At 58.5% G+C, this 15,276-nt stretch carries 11 protein-coding genes; 4 read left to right on the top strand and 7 right to left on the bottom strand.

What is annotated here, in order from left to right:
• Position 1: 1 nt before the first annotated feature.
• From ACZ5A6_RS13205 to polA, 6 genes are all read right to left on the bottom strand, one after another.
• Complete coding sequence (locus ACZ5A6_RS13205) at positions 2 to 985, bottom strand: tripartite tricarboxylate transporter substrate-binding protein (protein ID WP_026330668.1); 984 nt, start codon at positions 983 to 985, stop codon at positions 2 to 4.
• Between the two features lie 197 nt (positions 986 to 1,182).
• A complete protein-coding gene (locus ACZ5A6_RS13200) occupies positions 1,183 to 2,529 on the bottom strand; it encodes a sigma-54-dependent transcriptional regulator (RefSeq protein ID WP_003514350.1) in 1,347 nt (448 codons plus the stop codon).
• On the bottom strand, positions 2,526 to 4,352 hold the full coding sequence (locus ACZ5A6_RS13195; RefSeq protein ID WP_003514349.1) for a sensor histidine kinase: 1,827 nt from the start codon (positions 4,350 to 4,352) through the stop codon (positions 2,526 to 2,528). Before ACZ5A6_RS13195 ends, ACZ5A6_RS13200 begins: the two co-directional genes overlap by 4 nt.
• Before the next feature lie 161 nt (positions 4,353 to 4,513).
• Positions 4,514 to 4,699: a 50S ribosomal protein L32 gene (gene rpmF / locus ACZ5A6_RS13190; protein WP_003514347.1), complete on the bottom strand. Its 186-nt coding sequence runs from the start codon at positions 4,697 to 4,699 to the stop codon at positions 4,514 to 4,516.
• Between the two features lie 193 nt (positions 4,700 to 4,892).
• Positions 4,893 to 5,612, bottom strand: a complete 720-nt coding sequence (locus tag ACZ5A6_RS13185) for a DUF1868 domain-containing protein (protein WP_112191816.1) — start codon at positions 5,610 to 5,612, stop codon at positions 4,893 to 4,895.
• Between the two features lie 85 nt (positions 5,613 to 5,697).
• Positions 5,698 to 8,685: a DNA polymerase I gene (gene polA, locus ACZ5A6_RS13180; RefSeq protein ID WP_174060634.1), complete on the bottom strand. Its 2,988-nt coding sequence runs from the start codon at positions 8,683 to 8,685 to the stop codon at positions 5,698 to 5,700.
• Positions 8,686 to 9,099: 414 nt separating this feature from the next.
• Between polA and ACZ5A6_RS13175 the strand changes: the two genes are divergently transcribed.
• The gene (locus ACZ5A6_RS13175; protein WP_174060633.1) at positions 9,100 to 9,534 is read left to right on the top strand and encodes a MarR family winged helix-turn-helix transcriptional regulator; all 435 of its coding nucleotides are present in this window, start codon (positions 9,100 to 9,102) and stop codon (positions 9,532 to 9,534) included.
• Between the two features lie 239 nt (positions 9,535 to 9,773).
• Positions 9,774 to 11,165 carry a dipeptidase gene (locus ACZ5A6_RS13170; RefSeq protein WP_003514337.1) on the top strand — a complete coding sequence of 464 codons (1,392 nt, stop codon included), beginning with the start codon at positions 9,774 to 9,776 and terminating at the stop codon, positions 11,163 to 11,165.
• Between the two features lie 416 nt (positions 11,166 to 11,581).
• Here the strand turns inward: ACZ5A6_RS13170 and ACZ5A6_RS13165 are convergent, their stop codons facing one another.
• Positions 11,582 to 11,791 carry a cold-shock protein gene (locus ACZ5A6_RS13165; protein ID WP_003514335.1) on the bottom strand — a complete coding sequence of 70 codons (210 nt, stop codon included), beginning with the start codon at positions 11,789 to 11,791 and terminating at the stop codon, positions 11,582 to 11,584.
• A 480-nt stretch (positions 11,792 to 12,271) separates the two neighbouring features.
• On the opposite strand from ACZ5A6_RS13165, the gene ACZ5A6_RS13160 reads away from it, so the two are divergent.
• Together ACZ5A6_RS13160 and ACZ5A6_RS13155 are read left to right on the top strand one after the other, a co-directional pair.
• Positions 12,272 to 12,730, top strand: a complete 459-nt coding sequence (locus ACZ5A6_RS13160) for a YbaK/EbsC family protein (protein WP_019564557.1) — start codon at positions 12,272 to 12,274, stop codon at positions 12,728 to 12,730.
• 138 nt (positions 12,731 to 12,868) lie between these two features.
• Positions 12,869 to 15,172, top strand: coding sequence for a transglycosylase domain-containing protein (locus ACZ5A6_RS13155; RefSeq protein ID WP_025592033.1), 2,304 nt, complete (start codon positions 12,869 to 12,871; stop codon positions 15,170 to 15,172).
• Positions 15,173 to 15,276 lie beyond the last annotated feature (104 nt).

Here is a 15,276-nt window from a genome sequence, read left to right as displayed (position 1 = left end):
ATCAGTCGGCATATTGGCCGGCGCCCTCGATCACAGGCTTCCAGCGGGCGATTTCGCTTTCAAGCTTGGTCTTGAGCGCTGCGGGCGTCGCATCGGCTTCCGGGGAAGGCGTGGTGCCGAGTTCGGCAAAACGGGCCGCCACGTTCTTGTCCTTCAGCGCGACCTGCAGCGACTTGGAGAGCTTTTCGTTGATCTCGGCCGGTGTACCCTTCGGCGTGTAGATACCGTGCCAGATACCCACCTCAAGCTTCGGCAGGCCCGATTCGGCAACTGTCGGTACGTCCGGCAGCACGTCGAGCCGTTTGGCCGAGGTTACGGCATAGGCTTTAACGGTCCCGCCCTGGATTTGCTTGGTGGTGTTGGTAGTCTGGTCGCACATGATATCGACCTGTCCGCCGAGCAGGTCGGTCATGGCCGGGCCTGTGCCCTTGTAGGGAACAGTGACCAGCGGTGTCTCGATCGCGCTCATGAACAACATGCCGCACAGATGCGAAGCAGCACCGATGCCGGCATTGGCAACGGTGACCTTGTCCTTGTTCGCCTTGGCGTAGTCGATCAGACCCTTGAGATCCTTGGTCTCGAGCGTCTTGCGCGACAGAATGGTCATCGGCACTTCCGTGACCAGACCGACATATTCGAAAGCGTTCAGGGTATCATAGGCGAGCTTGCGATAAAGCGTGGCGCTCGTCGCCATGCCGATGTGATGCAGCAGAACGGTGTAACCGTCCGGATCCGACGCCGCCACGCGGCCAGCGCCCAGCGTGCCACCAGCGCCGCCGACATTTTCGACGATGATCTGCTGGCCGAGATCCTTCGACATGGATTCAGCGACAAGACGCGCGACCGTATCTGTCGGGCCACCGGCGGCAAAGGGCACGACCATGGTGATGTTGCGCTCGGGGTAGTTCTGAGCGGATGCAGAAAGCGCAAAAAGGGAAACGGCAGCGGCGGCAGCAAGGCCGGTAACTGTCTTCAGTATTTTCATCGATTCCTCCCGGATGAAAATGTTCGCCACTTCAGCCGCGCATGCTCCTCCATGGCGACCGGGGTGAGCCATTTGCGATCCGGGATTGCCGTTCAGCAACGGCGGTCTTGCGGCAAGGCGCGCTTTTATCGCCATCATGGGCAGCAATGGGTGGATTTCTACCCATACGGGCTCATCCATGGGTGGAAATCCACCCATCACACCTCGGTCATGTGCCGGTGCAGCTCATATTTCTGCATTTTTTCGTAAAGCGTTTTGCGTGAAATGCCGAGGCTCTCATAGACGGATTTCAGATTTCCGCCGTGGGCGGCGATCGCGCGCGCAATAAGGCTTTTTTCATAAGCGGCGACCCTTGCGGCAAGCGCCGCCTTGCCATCGCCCTCAAACGGCAGCGAGGTTTCGGAGACATCGCTTTCCAGACCGAGAACGAAACGGTCCGCCGCATTGCGCAATTCCCGCACATTGCCCGGCCACTCACGCAGGGAAATGACTGAGAGTAGATGCTGCGGAACGTCCATATCTTCCCGACCGTAACGGGCAGCAGCCTCCCGCACCAGATGCAGGAAAAGCAGCGGTATGTCGGCACTGCGCTGCGAGAGGGACGGCACGAGAATCGTCGCCACGTTCAGGCGGTAGAGAAGATCGGCACGGAACCGTCCTGCCGCGACTTCCTGCTCCAGATCGACCTTGCTGGTGGCGATGAAGCGGACGTCGAGCTCGACTGTTTCATTGGAGCCAAGACGGGTGATCACCCGTTCCTGCAACACGCGCAGGAACCGGCCCTGCAATTCAAAGGGCATGGAGCCGATCTCGTCCAGCAATATGGTGCCGCCGCGGGCATGCTCGAACTTGCCGTAGCGCGGGCGCAGCGCGCCAGGAAAAGCGCCAGCCTCGTGGCCGAACAGCTCGCTTTCGATCAGCGTTTGCGGAAGGGCGGCACAATTGATGGCGACAAAAGGCCGGTTGGCTCTGGCGCTGATATCATGAAGTGCGCGCGCCACCACTTCCTTGCCCGCACCGGTATCGCCGACAATGAGCGTATCGGCATCGGTCGCACCGATGGCGCGAATGCGGTAACGCAGATCGACCATGACCTGGGTTCTGCCGGGCAGACGCGTTTCGAGATCGTCATGCTTGCCCGCCACCGCCTTCAGGCGGCGGTTTTCCAGCACCAGTGCCCGCCGGTCGTTGGCTCTTTTTATGATGCCGGCGAGATATTGCGGAGTGAAGGGCTTTTCGATGAAGTCATAAGCACCGTTGCGCATGGCATTGACGGCAAGCTGCACATCGCCATGGCCCGTCATCAGGATGACAGGTATTTCCGGGTCAAGCTCCCGCACCTTCTGCAGCAGCGTCATGCCATCCATGCCGGGCATCCTGATATCGCTGACCACGACGCCATCGAAGCTGTAGCCGATGAGCTCAAGCGCATGTTCGGCGCTTGCCAGCATGGTGACCGCAAAACCGGAAAGTTCCAGCGCCTGCGCGGTGGAAAAGCGCAGTTCCTCCTCGTCATCAATCAACAGAACCCGCGACATGGTCATTCCGCCGCCACCTCCACACGATAGGCTGCTGCCGGTAATTCGATCTCGAATTCCGCGCCGCCGTCTTCATGGTTTCTGACACGCAGCTGGCCGCCAAAATCCTTGATGATGTTGTAGGTGATGGAAAGGCCGAGACCGAGGCCACGCCCCACGCCCTTGGTGGTGAAGAAGGGATCGAAGATGCGCTCCGAAATCGCCGGAGGAACGCCCGGACCTCGGTCACGAATGAAAATCGAAACCGTCTGACCGTGCAGCACGGCTTTCAAAGCGATGCGACGATCCTCGCGCCCTTCCACCGCATCGGCGGCATTGGAGATGATGTTGACCAGCACCTGCTGCAGCCGCACCGGCCCGGCCTTCACCGCAAGCGGCACCGGACCAAGATCAACATCCAACACCGCATTGGCGACCTTCAGCCGTGCTCCAACAATTTCCAGCGTATCGCGAAGGACAGCATCGAGCGCGACCGCAGCCATTTTCTCATTGGGTTTGCGGGCAAAATTTCTCAGATGCCTGCTGATAGAAGCCATGCGATCGATAAGGCCCGAAATACGCCTGAGGTTTTCCGTCACCTCTTCCAGACGTCCACGTTCCACGAGAAGAGAGGCGTTTTCCGCATAATTCTTGGCGGCTGCGAGCGGCTGGTTGAACTCGTGCGAAAGTGCTGCCGACATTTGCCCGAGCGCTGCAAGCTTGCCCGCCTGAACCAGGTCATTCTGCATCTTGCGCAATTGTTTCTCCGTCTGGCGGCGCTCGGCGATTTCGTGTTCGATTTCACGGTTCACCCGCGCCAGATCGGCTGTGCGCTCCTCCACACGCCGCTCCAGCTCCGCCTGAGCTTCGGCCTGGTGGGTCAGGCGTTCACGCAGGCGCCGCCGTCTTTGCAGCATGGCGGCGACCACGGCAGCGGCAAGACACAGGCAGAGGATGATCGCGATCATCGCCGTCTTGACCTGCGTCCTGAGTGAGCCGGTATCCATCAGCACGCTGACCGTCCAGCCCGCGTCGGGCATCGGCTGCGACAGGACGAGATATTCCCGGTCACCGTCGTTCTGGCTGATCGTCATCAACTGATGAGAGCCGAAATTGCCGTTTTTCAGCGGCAGTTCCTTCAGGTCGGCATTGGCGTAACGCCGGGATGCCGCCGTGCGCGCAAGCCTTTCCGGTGTCAGCGGCATCAGGCCGGAATAAAGCCACTGCGGCGTTCCGGTCATGAAGATGATGCCTTCCGGGTCCGATACGAGAATGCGGTTTTCACCATCGCCGAACGACGCCTCTATGCCTTCAATGTCGACCTTGAAGACGATGACGCCCTTGATCTCCTCGTTGAAGAGAATAGGCGCGGAAAAATAATAACCGCGCTTGTGGGAGGTGGTGCCTAGCGCAAAGAAACGCGACGGGAAGCCCTTGGCGGCATCCTGAAAATAGGGACGGTAGCTGAAATTCTCACCGACGAAGCTCGTGGGTCCATCATAGTTACTGGCGGCGATGGTCACTCCGTCCAGCGTGATGATGTAGATGTCGGAGGATTCCAGCAATGTATTGATGGATTTGAGATAGATATTGGCGCGCTGGCGCATCGCCTCATCCTGCGGATGCGCGACAAGCTCCTCAATGTCGTCGTGATCGGCGATCAGGGCGGGTAGCGGCTCGAAACGGCTCAAAAGCCCGCCAAGAGCCGAGACGGCCAGCCTGAGGGTGGTGCGGCCCTGATCGGAGACTTCGCCGAAATAGCTTTCCGCAATGATGCCGCTGCCCTTGGTCACGGCGCCGTAACCGAGGCCGAGGCTGAGCAGCGTCAATAAAATCCAGCGATATTTCACCGAAGCGCCCCTCCCCGTTGCAGGCACCAGACCTGCTCTCCCGAACAGAGTGTAGGAGGAGTGATCGGATTTTCCAAGTAACCGAAAAAAGCAGCTAAACGGCCCAAAAACAAAAAACCGGCCACGAGGGCCGGTTTTCCGTAAAGATTATTTCAGAAAGCTTATGCGCTTTCCTTCGGCGTCAGAACCTGACGACCGCGATACATACCGGTCTTCAGATCGATATGGTGCGGACGGCGCAGTTCGCCGGAGTTCTTGTCTTCAACGTAGGTCGAAGCCTTGAGACCGTCAGCCGAGCGGCGCATGCCGCGCTTGGACGGGCTTGTTTTTCTTTTTGGTACAGCCATTTTTGTTACTCCACTTTAGCGGCGAAACAACGTAACCGGCCATAACCAAAGGCCGAATGTCGGGTGTCTCGATATCGGAAATTTGGCGCGCTTATACATGCCCAAACGGGCTTTGACCAGCCCTGACGCGCATTTTTTCCGATTAAGGCGGTTTGCTGCGACGGGCGGGCGGCAGGCCTTTGCAAATCATGCTTCACTTCCTATCAAAAACCATAAGTTCCCTAAAGTGGTTCATGTCCCTGAATTCACAGAAAGCTGGCGCGCGCATCTCGATTATCGGCGCTGCCGCACGCAGTTTTTCCAGCTCTTCATCCAGCATCGCCTGCCATCGAGGCAGGCACTCCGGATCGAACCAGCGCGTGACATAAGCCAGCGTAATATGGAATTGGTAGGTGTCGTGATCGGGATGCCGATAACCGAAAGCTCCGGCAAATGTATCCCGCCACAGCGCAATGATCCGGTCGTCTTCGGCGCTGGCCCCCTTCAGCACCAGCCCCGTCGGCTTGAGACCAGTCACCTGCATATTGAAACCAGGCAGGCCCGGAAAATCCGCCAGACGATCGCAATAATACTCCGTCATCGTGTCGATCGGAGTATCGAGTGGCATGTCTTCCGGCCAGTAGGGAAATGCACGGCGATATTCGATAATGCCCTGAAATACCGTCATATGCAGGCTGGAAACCGGTGTGAAGGCCAGCTGCGATGCCTCGGGCATATCCAGAAAACGCTGGCGTGTCCCGATGATTGCGCTTTCGGCTTTCGACCCTTCAACGAGATGGCAGACCACGGTATTGCCCGGCTCGAGCAGGAATTCACCATCCGTATTATAGCGGCGACCCAGATGGCGCGGCGGCTGATCATGGCTGGCAGCGGAAAAAGATTCCAGATCTTTTGAAACGAGCGGGGCGTGCATGGGGAACTCCTTTTGAGACGTTTCCCCTAATCTGCGCACGCAACAAACCAATGACAGCTATCGGTCAATGGCCGGTCAATTCCCGTCAATGCGCCTCGTCCCAGTTGTCGGCCGCGCGGGCATCCACCTTGAGCGGAACCCTCATGGAAATAGCCGGCATGGCTGCATTTTCCATCACCGAGACGACGATGGGCAGGGTCTTTTCGATTTCCCCTTCCTCGACTTCGAAGATGAGTTCGTCATGTACCTGCAGCAGCATGCGGGCAGAAAGCTTTTCCGCCTCCAGCACCGGCTCGATACGGACCATCGCACGACGAATGATATCGGCTGCAGACCCCTGGATAGGTGCGTTGATGGCTGCACGCTCGTTGAAGGCCTTCATGGAAGGGTTGGAGGAGCGGATTTCCGGATAATGCGCGCGGCGGCCGAAAATCGTCTCGACATAGCCGTTCTCGCGGGCGAAAGCCTTGGTCGCTTCCATGTAATCGCGAATGCCAGGAAAACGCTCGAAATATTTCTTGATATATTCGCCCGCTTCGGAGCGCGCGATGCTGAGCTGGTTGGCAAGGCCGAAAGCGGAAATACCGTAGATGATGCCGAAGTTGATGGCCTTGGCACGTCGGCGCACTTCAGACGGCATGCCTTCCACCGGCACCCCGAACATTTCCGATGCGGTCATCGCATGAATGTCGATGCCGTTTTCGAATGCGCTGCGAAGCTGCGGAATATCGGCGACATGGGCAAGCACACGTAGCTCGATCTGGCTGTAATCGGCGGAAAGAAGCTTGTGTCCGGGGGTGGAGATGAAGGCCGTGCGGATCTTGCGACCTTCCGCCGTGCGCACCGGAATGTTCTGAAGGTTCGGCTCCGAGGACGACAGGCGCCCCGTGGTGGTGGAGGCCAGCGCGTAGGACGTGTGCACCCGTTTCGTCTGCGGATGGACATATCCGGGAAGCGCATCCGTATAGGTCGATTTCAGCTTGGTCAGCTGCCGCCAGTCGACGATCTTGCGCGGCAACTCAGCCCCTTCTGCCGCCAGATCTTCGAGAACCTGCGCCGATGTCGACCATTGGCCCGTCTTGGTCTTGGAGCCGCCAGGCAGGCCCATCCTGCCGAACAGGATATCGCCGAGCTGCTTAGGCGATCCGATGTTGAAACGCTCGCCTGCCAGTTGGTAGACTTCCTCTTCGAAAGCAGCCGCCTTCTGGGCGAGTTCACCGGAGAGACGCGACAGGATCTGTCGGTCCACGGTGATGCCACGCTCCTCCATATGCGCCAGTACAGGCACCAGAGGGCGCTCCAGCCGCTCATACACACTGGTCAACCGCTCTGCGGCAAGCCTGGGCTTCAGCACCATCCACAGCCGCAGGGTGACATCCGCGTCTTCGGCGGCGTAAGCGGTCGCCTTGTCAATATCGACGAAATCGAAGGTGATGCTCGACTTGCCCGATCCCGCCACGTCCTTGTAGGCGATCGGCGTGTGGCCGAGCCAGCGTTCGGAAAGCGTATCCATGCCATGCGTGGTTTTTCCCGCCTCAAGAACGTAGGAAATCAGCATGGTATCGTCGAAACTCTGCATGACGACGCCGTGGCGCTTCATCAGCAGGTAGTCATATTTGAGGTTCTGCGCGATTTTCAGAACGGCTTCGTCCTCAAGAAGATCCTTTAAACGTGCCAGCGCCTCGGCAAACGGCACCTGTCCTTCAGCAAGCCTGATGCCATCGCTGAAAAGATCGCCACCGGAGCCGGTCTTGTGCGTCAATGGCACATAGGCAGCGCGGATATCGGTGCCTGAGGCATCCTTGCCGTTATCGGCAATCGCCAGCGAGAAACCGACGAGTTCCGCCTGCATGGGGTCGAGCGAGGTCGTTTCCGTGTCGAAGGCGACGACACCTGTTTCGCGGGCAGCGGCAACCCAACGATCCAGCTCCGCCAAATCCCTGATCGTCGTATAGGCGGTCGTGTCGATCTTGGCGGTGGAGAAAACCGTCTGCCGTGCCGTGGCGAGATCGGTGGGCGCACTGCCCTCCCCTGTCACCTTCCGTGCCGGAGCGGTGGTTGACGCTGGCGCAGCGGTCTTGTCATCAGCTGCGGTAACTGCAGGCGTGGCATCGAGGTCTGGTCCATGGGCATCAGTGCCCCATTGCACCGGCACATTGGCGGCTTCGATGGCCGAGGCATCGCTATCGGTGGCTTCAGCTACCCGGCGCGTCAGCGTCGTGAACTCCATCGCCTTGAGGAAAGCGATGAGTTTCGGCCCGTTCTGCGGTTCGAGCACCAGTTCTTCCAGAGACTGCTCCAGCGGCACATCGGTTCTGAGCGCCACAAGCTGTCTGGAAAGGCGGGCAAGCTCCGCATTGGCGATGATGTTTTCGCGGCGTTTCTGCTGCTTGATTTCTCCTGCCCGCGCCAGCAGCGTGTCGAGATCGCCGTATTCTTCCAGCAATTGCGCGGCCGTTTTCGGCCCGATACCAGGAATACCCGGAACATTATCGGTGGAATCGCCGGTCATCGCCTGAAGGTCGATCATCTTTTCCGGGGCTACGCCCCATTTTTCGACGACATCGGGAACGCCGATCTGCTTGTCCTTCATGGCGTCGTACATATGCACATTGGCCGTGACGAGCTGCATCAGATCTTTGTCGGAAGAAATGATGGTGACATCGGCGCCAATCGCCTCCGCCTGACGGGCGTAAGTGGCGATGATGTCATCCGCCTCGAAGCCTTCCGTCTCAATGCAGGGAAGGTTGAAGGCCCGTGTCGCCTCGCGGATCAGGCCAAACTGCGGCACCAGATCTTCCGGCGGTGCGGTGCGGTTGGCCTTGTATAGATCGTACAGCTCGTTGCGGAAGGTTTTCGACGAATAGTCGAAAATCACGGCGAAATGCGTGGGCGTGACGCCGACATCGGTATTGCGCGCATCCTTCAGGAGCTTCCACAACATGTTGCAGAAGCCGGAAACGGCGTTGACCGGCAGCCCATCCGACTTGCGGTTCAGCGGGGGAATGGCATGGAACGCCCGGAAAATGAAACCGGAGCCGTCAACGAGGAAGAGATGATCGCCTTTTTTCATGGCGATATGGATAGCGCGGGGCCGTTTTGACGTCCACAGAAAGTTCAAACAACGCACCGCAAAGCGCACGGGGCTAAGCCGCTGGAGGCACCGGCAAAATTCGCGTGAACCTTACGAATTTGTAATAGATTTTCCCTTGAAAAGCCGCATTTGCACACACATTTCTTAGGGGACGGCGCCTGATCACGCCGTAGTCTGATTGTAGGCTCGTCCCCCGCCGCATCAGACCGGACAAAGGCCTTTCCCCCCTCTCCGGGCCTTTGTCCTCTTATATGACCGCCATGGCCGTCCCCTCCCGGCCATGGCGGTTTTTATTTGTGCCGGGTTTCTGACTGGCATAAACATATCATGCGATATATATCCCACTATCGAAATTGCGCGATTGCGCCGACCATATGCCAGACGGATTGATGAATGGGTTTTTCCCGGGACGAATCGGCGATCTATCTCGCCGCAAAAATGGCGAGGGAATTCACCATGGCGCTCCAGAAGAGATCCGCCGCGCTGGGGTTTTCTCCTGGACAATTCCCCATACTCATCGAACTGTGGCATGAGGAGGGACTGACGCAACGGCAATTGCTGGATAGAATCGACGTGGAGCAGGCGACGCTTGCCAATACGCTGTCCCGCATGGAGCGCGACGGGCTGATCGTGCGCAAATCCCACCCAAGCGACCGCCGCGCGCAGATCATCGAACTGACCCAGCGCGGCAGGGATCTCGAGGCGAACGCCATTGCCGCTTCCGAAGCCACGGAAGATACGCTGCTGGCGGATTTCCGCCGTTTCGAAAAGCAGCTTCTGCTGGAATATATGCGCCGGGCGATCGACCGCGCCAAAAAAGCGAAATAGCATTTACAACTCGAACGCTTTCTTTGCTCCTGGCCTTCTATCGCCTGCAGCCTCCAAGGTTTTGTTTCCGCGCAGTTTAGGACGGAAAACCACTTCGCACTTTTCCTGAACTGCTCTATCGTTCCGGCGGCTGCGCGCTTGCCGATTCAACGACACGTCAGCCCCTTGTTCCTACGCGATGCGCGATACCAGGATGTTTCGTCCATCGCCGGGTTACGACAGACATGACAGGATCAGCGATGACAGACGTTTCCCCCATTCTTTCCACGGCCGACGACAACCTCACCTCCAGCCTCGAGCGATTGTTCGAACTGGTGCGCATCCCGTCCATTTCCACGGACCCCGCCTACAAGGCGGAGTGCCGCAAGGCGGCGGAATGGCTGGTCAGAACGCTTGAATCACTGGGCTTTGCGGCTTCCGTTCGCGACACGGCCGGTCATCCAATGGTGGTGGCGCATCACGACGCCGCGACAAAAGACGCGCCGCATGTGCTTTTCTACGGCCATTACGATGTGCAGCCGGTCGATCCGCTCAATCTCTGGGAAAACGATCCGTTCGAACCGGCCGTGAAAGATATCGGCGGCGGCCGGCAGGTGATCACCGGGCGTGGAACGGCTGATGACAAGGGTCAGCTGATGACCTTCGTGGAAGCCTGCCGGGCCTATAAGGCAGTCAATGGCAGTCTGCCCGTGCGCGTCACCATTCTTTTCGAGGGCGAGGAAGAATCCGGTTCGCCCTCGCTGAAGCCGTTCCTTGATGCCAATGCCGATGAGCTGAAAGCCGATTATGCACTGGTATGCGATACCAGCATGTGGGACCGCGATACGCCCGCCATCGCCGCCGCCCTTCGCGGCCTGGTCGGCGAGGAAATCACAATCACGGCGGCCGACCGCGACCTGCATTCGGGCCTTTTCGGTGGTGCGGCCGCAAATCCCATTCACATCCTGACCGATATTCTCGCCGGCCTGCATGATGAGACCGGCCGGGTGACACTTGCCGGCTTCTATGACGGCGTGGAAGAAACCCCCGCCAACATCAAGGCTTCCTGGGAAACGTTGGGCCGCACCGCCGAAGCCTTCCTCGGCGAAGTCGGCCTTTCGATTCCATCGGGCGAAAAGGGACGCTCCGTGCTGGAGCAGACCTGGGCGCGGCCAACGGCGGAAGTCAACGGCATCATCGGCGGCTATACCGGCGACGGCTTCAAGACGGTTATCGCCGCAAAAGCCTCTGCTAAAGTGTCCTTCCGTCTCGTCGGAGAGCAAGACCCGAAAGCGGTTCGCGAGAGCTTCCGGAACTATGTCCGCTCCAAAATTCCAGCCGATTGCTCGGTGGAATTTCACGAGCATGGTGCATCGCCGGCTATCCAGCTTTCCTATGATTCGCCAGTGCTAACGAAGGCGAAAAACGCGCTTTCGGAAGAGTGGCCCAAACCTGCGGTCGTGATCGGCATGGGGGGCTCGATCCCCATCGTCGGCGATTTCCAGAAGATGCTGGGCATGGATTCGCTGCTCGTCGGTTTCGGCCTTACCGATGACCGCATTCATTCGCCGAATGAAAAATATGACCTGCAGTCGTTCCACAAGGGCATCCGCTCCTGGATCCGCATTCTAGACGCCCTGGCCGCGAAGTAGTCAAAAAGAAAGGAGGCGCCGGTTACCCGATGCCTCCCCGTTCTCTTATATTTTGGTGGTTCAAAACAAAAAGGCCGGGCAAGCCCGACCTTTCCATCCGTTTTTCGTCAGTGCCAGTACATCCGTGGTCAAAGCGTTCAAACGGTCCGATGCTCCAGAGCGCGCCAACAAAGTCGACGCTGCTTTTCACGATCAGGATCGGCTGCTTTGGTTAATCTTTGGTTAACGCAACAACAGCGGCACTTTAAAAGCACCAGCCTGACAATTCCGTGCGGAGCACTGTTGAACCCTATATTGTTATGCACTCCAGCTTTTTCAAGAGCGGCCGGACCCGGTACACCTTCCAAAAGAAAAAAGGCCGGAAAACTCCGGCCTTTCATATTCATACGAATGACCCGTTCAGGCCAAGCCGCTTATCAGGAAGCGACGAGCTCGCCTGCAGACATCTTGCCCGAGCGGCGGTCCTGCGTCAGCTCGTAGGAGAGCTTCTGACCGTCGTTGAGGGAGGTCATACCAGCGCGCTCAACGGCGGAGATGTGAACGAATACGTCCTGCGAACCGTCGTCAGGCTGAATGAAGCCGTAGCCCTTGGTTGCGTTGAACCACTTTACTGTACCAGTCGCCATAACGATTTCCTTCCGTTGGCAAATTGTATTTGCACTGCGCGCAGTGCGGTCTTGGGTCGAATTTGAAGGAAAGATCGTCGTGTGCACCTAAAAAAGGCGCCGAAGCTCTGGTCGTCAAACAAATATCGATGCGCGAACACCTAGGTTGGAAGGGCCTGAAAGTCAAGTTTCTTTGAAAAAGCCCGGCGATTTTTGTGAAGCGTCGGCAAATGAAAGTCGCGGGAAACAAGGCCTTAAACAGCAAAAACCCGGCGCGGGAGGAGGTGCGCCGGGTTCTTGAAACTGACTGACAATTGGGAGGAGGAGTATTATCAGTCCAATCGGGCGACGCTGGGAGGAGGAGTGCGTCGCTTCGATGATTTGAAGATACAGGATCTCCGCTCAAAAAACAGACGTTTCATCGCAGCGCAGCATTGCATAAAACGCATAGCTATTTCGCGACACCTTGAAGCCTCTTGGCATACCGCCTAATAAATACGCATGACCATCGAATCCGTCAGAGCCTTTTTTACCGAGAATTCCCCCGAAGTGACCGTTATCGAAACGGAAACGAGTTCGGCGACAGTCGCTTTGGCTGCCGAAGCGCACGGCGTCGATCCCGACCAGATTGCCAAAACGATCTGCCTAAAGGCGGGCGACACAATTCTTCTCGTCGTTGCCGCCGGCACGAAGCGGCTAGACAATCGTAAATTCCGCGATCACTTCGGCGCCAAGCCGCGCATGCTGGGGGCGGAAGAAGTCGTTGCGGTGACCAGCCATCCCGTCGGCGGCGTGTGTCCTTTCGGATTGCCTTCTCCCCTTCCGGTGTTTTGCGACATATCACTGAAAAACTATCCCGAGGTGGTTCCGGCAGCGGGTGCCACCAATGCGGCGGTAAGGATTTCGCCTGACATGATGGCGCGACTGACGGGAGCGGAATGGGTCGACGTCTGCCAATGACGCCGATTTGATCCGGCGAGGACTTAACCCCGCCTTAAATTGCCGCATTTAAACTCTTCATCCTGGATTAAGGATCGCGCAGGCATAGAAGCCTGAAGTGCGAACGGTTTCGCGAATATAAGGAGCGACTTCGGCTGGATGGCAGGCAAGGGTAAATCACGCGATCGGGTAGAGCCTTCCTTCGGGGATTTCCACGAATCCGGTGACGATCTGCGTCTTGATGCCAGCGAGCGCATTGGCGGAACCGCAAAGCAGCCCGCCAGAAAACCGAAGTCCACATCCGGCCGCGCCAAACCGCAAAAAAAGGAAAAGCGCACACGCAGTTCCGGCGGTGGCGCAACAGGCTTTATCCGGTCCCTCGTTTACTGGTGCATCGTGCTCGGCATCTGGGGCGGTATCGGCGTTGCCGGTCTTGTCCTTTATTACGGCGCGCGCATGCCGAGTGCCAGCAGTTGGACCATTCCCGAACGCCCTCCGAATGTGAAGATCGTTTCGGTGAACGGCAGCGTGCTTGCCAATCGCGGCACCACGGGTGGCGAGGCTCTCGCGCTTGAAGACATGTCGCCCTACCTTCCACAAGCGGTCATGGCGATCGAAGACCGGCGGTTCTATTCGCATTTCGGTGTGGATCCGCTCGGCCTGGCCCGCGCCATCGTGACCAATGTGATGACGGGACGAACAGTGCAGGGCGGCTCGACGCTGACGCAGCAGCTGGCAAAAAACCTGTTCCTTTCACAGGACCGGACGCTGGAGCGCAAGGTGCAGGAAGTGCTGCTGGCCTTCTGGCTGGAGCATAAATACACCAAGGACCAGATCCTCGCGATGTATCTCAACCGCGTTTATTTCGGTTCCAACGCCTTTGGCGTCGAAGCCGCTTCCAGACGCTACTTCAACAAGTCCGCGCGCGACGTCAATCTTGGCGAGGCGGCAACGCTTGCCGGGCTTCTCAAGGCCCCCTCGCGCCTTTCACCGGCGCGCGACCCGCAGGCGGCGGAGGAGCGGGCGCAGGTCGTTCTGAGATCCATGCGCGATGTCGGGTTCATCACCGATGACGAGATCAAGACCGCGATGTCGCAGCCGCCGACCAAGGCCAAACGTTTCTGGTCCGGTGCCGAACATTACGCTGCCGATATGGTGATGGAGGAAGTTCGTGGCCTGATTGGCGACGTCAAGCAGGACATCGTCGTCGATACGACCATCGACCCCAATCTTGAACGCGACGCCGAAAAAGCACTGACCCATGTTCTCCAGGGTGATGGTAAAAAGCAGGGCGCTTCGCAAGCGGCTCTCGTTTCCATCGATGGCACAGGCGCAATCCGGGCCGTGGTCGGCGGGGCGGATTATGCCGAAAGCCAGTTCAACCGGGCCGCCAAGGCGAAACGGCAACCCGGATCGGCGTTCAAACCCTTCGTATACGTCGCTGCGCTCGAATCGGGTCTGACCCCCAGTACCATTCGCAATGACGGGCCGGTCCGCATCGGAAACTGGACACCGGAAAATTACGAGAAGAAATATCGTGGCGAAGTGACGCTTGCCACTGCGCTTGCCAATTCACTGAACACGATCGCTGCGCAGCTGGTGATGGAAGTCGGTCCTGAGCGGGTGACGCAGGTGGCGCATCGCATGGGTATCGAATCGGAGCTTCAGAACAACGCCTCCATCGCACTCGGCACCTCGGAAGTGTCACTGATGGAGCTGACCGCCTCCTACGCTCCCTTCATGAATGGCGGCTACAAGGCGACGCCGCACATCGTCAAACGCATCTCCGATGCCGACGGCAAGGTGCTTTATGAAAACAGATACGACAACCCGCCGCGCGTGCTGAGCGAGGAGATCGCCGCGACGATGAACGGCATGTTGTCGCGCGTCATCACCGAAGGAACAGGGAAAGCCGCCCGCCTCCAGGGTTGGCAGGCAGCGGGAAAATCCGGCACGACACAGTCTTTCCGCGACGCGCTTTTTGTCGGCTACACAAGCAACCTGACAACGGGCGTCTGGTTCGGCAATGACGACGGAACATCGATGAAAAAGGTCACCGGCGGCGGCTTGCCTGCGAAGGCCTGGAAAGATTTCATGACCGCCGCCCATTCCGGGCTCTCGCCCTCGCCGCTCTTTGGTCTCGGCGCAGGCGGCGTGCCGCCGCTTGGGGAAATACAGCAACCGGCGCCCGAGAGCGCGCCTTCCTCCATCGGCGACATCATTTCCAATGCTCTCGGCGGCGGCGGAACGACAAACACCCGAGCCTATCCCGAAGCGCCCGTCTCGCCAAACGCTGGTCAGCCGGGGGTCCCCATGCCGCCCGGAAACATCCCTTCCCGCGATATCGAACCCGGCTATTCAGCCGACAATGGGCCTGTGCCGCCAGCCGATATCGGCGGCCGGGCGCCGGCAACTTCCGGGCCGAAGCAGACGACCCTTCTTGATATTCTGATGGGAAATTAATTGCCTTTTGGGTAATCGGCTCACCGGTTACCCGGCAAGCGATGGGCCGGCAATGATCCTGTCGCCCTTCCCGCAAATACTCAATTTTCCAAAGACTTGATTAC

It is taken from the genome of Agrobacterium sp. 6Ca8 (genome assembly GCF_055382765.1).
The sequence above is the reverse complement of the archived record's forward strand: the minus strand, read 5'-3'. Positions and strand labels throughout refer to the sequence as shown.

Excerpts from the sequence above, each read along its gene's own strand:
- ACZ5A6_RS13155 (WP_025592033.1), top strand. The coding sequence starts at position 12,869 with ATGGCAGGCAAGGGTAAATCACGCGATCGGGTAGAGCCTTCCTTCGGG.
- ACZ5A6_RS13175 (WP_174060633.1), top strand. The coding sequence starts at position 9,100 with ATGGGTTTTTCCCGGGACGAATCGGCGATCTATCTCGCCGCAAAAATG.
- ACZ5A6_RS13165 (WP_003514335.1), bottom strand. The coding sequence starts at position 11,791 with ATGGCGACTGGTACAGTAAAGTGGTTCAACGCAACCAAGGGCTACGGC.
- ACZ5A6_RS13170 (WP_003514337.1), top strand. The coding sequence starts at position 9,774 with ATGACAGACGTTTCCCCCATTCTTTCCACGGCCGACGACAACCTCACC.
- rpmF (WP_003514347.1), bottom strand. The coding sequence starts at position 4,699 with ATGGCTGTACCAAAAAGAAAAACAAGCCCGTCCAAGCGCGGCATGCGC.
- ACZ5A6_RS13185 (WP_112191816.1), bottom strand. The coding sequence starts at position 5,612 with ATGCACGCCCCGCTCGTTTCAAAAGATCTGGAATCTTTTTCCGCTGCC.
- ACZ5A6_RS13160 (WP_019564557.1), top strand. The coding sequence starts at position 12,272 with ATGACCATCGAATCCGTCAGAGCCTTTTTTACCGAGAATTCCCCCGAA.
- ACZ5A6_RS13205 (WP_026330668.1), bottom strand. The coding sequence starts at position 985 with ATGAAAATACTGAAGACAGTTACCGGCCTTGCTGCCGCCGCTGCCGTT.
- ACZ5A6_RS13200 (WP_003514350.1), bottom strand. The coding sequence starts at position 2,529 with ATGACCATGTCGCGGGTTCTGTTGATTGATGACGAGGAGGAACTGCGC.
- polA (WP_174060634.1), bottom strand. The coding sequence starts at position 8,685 with ATGAAAAAAGGCGATCATCTCTTCCTCGTTGACGGCTCCGGTTTCATT.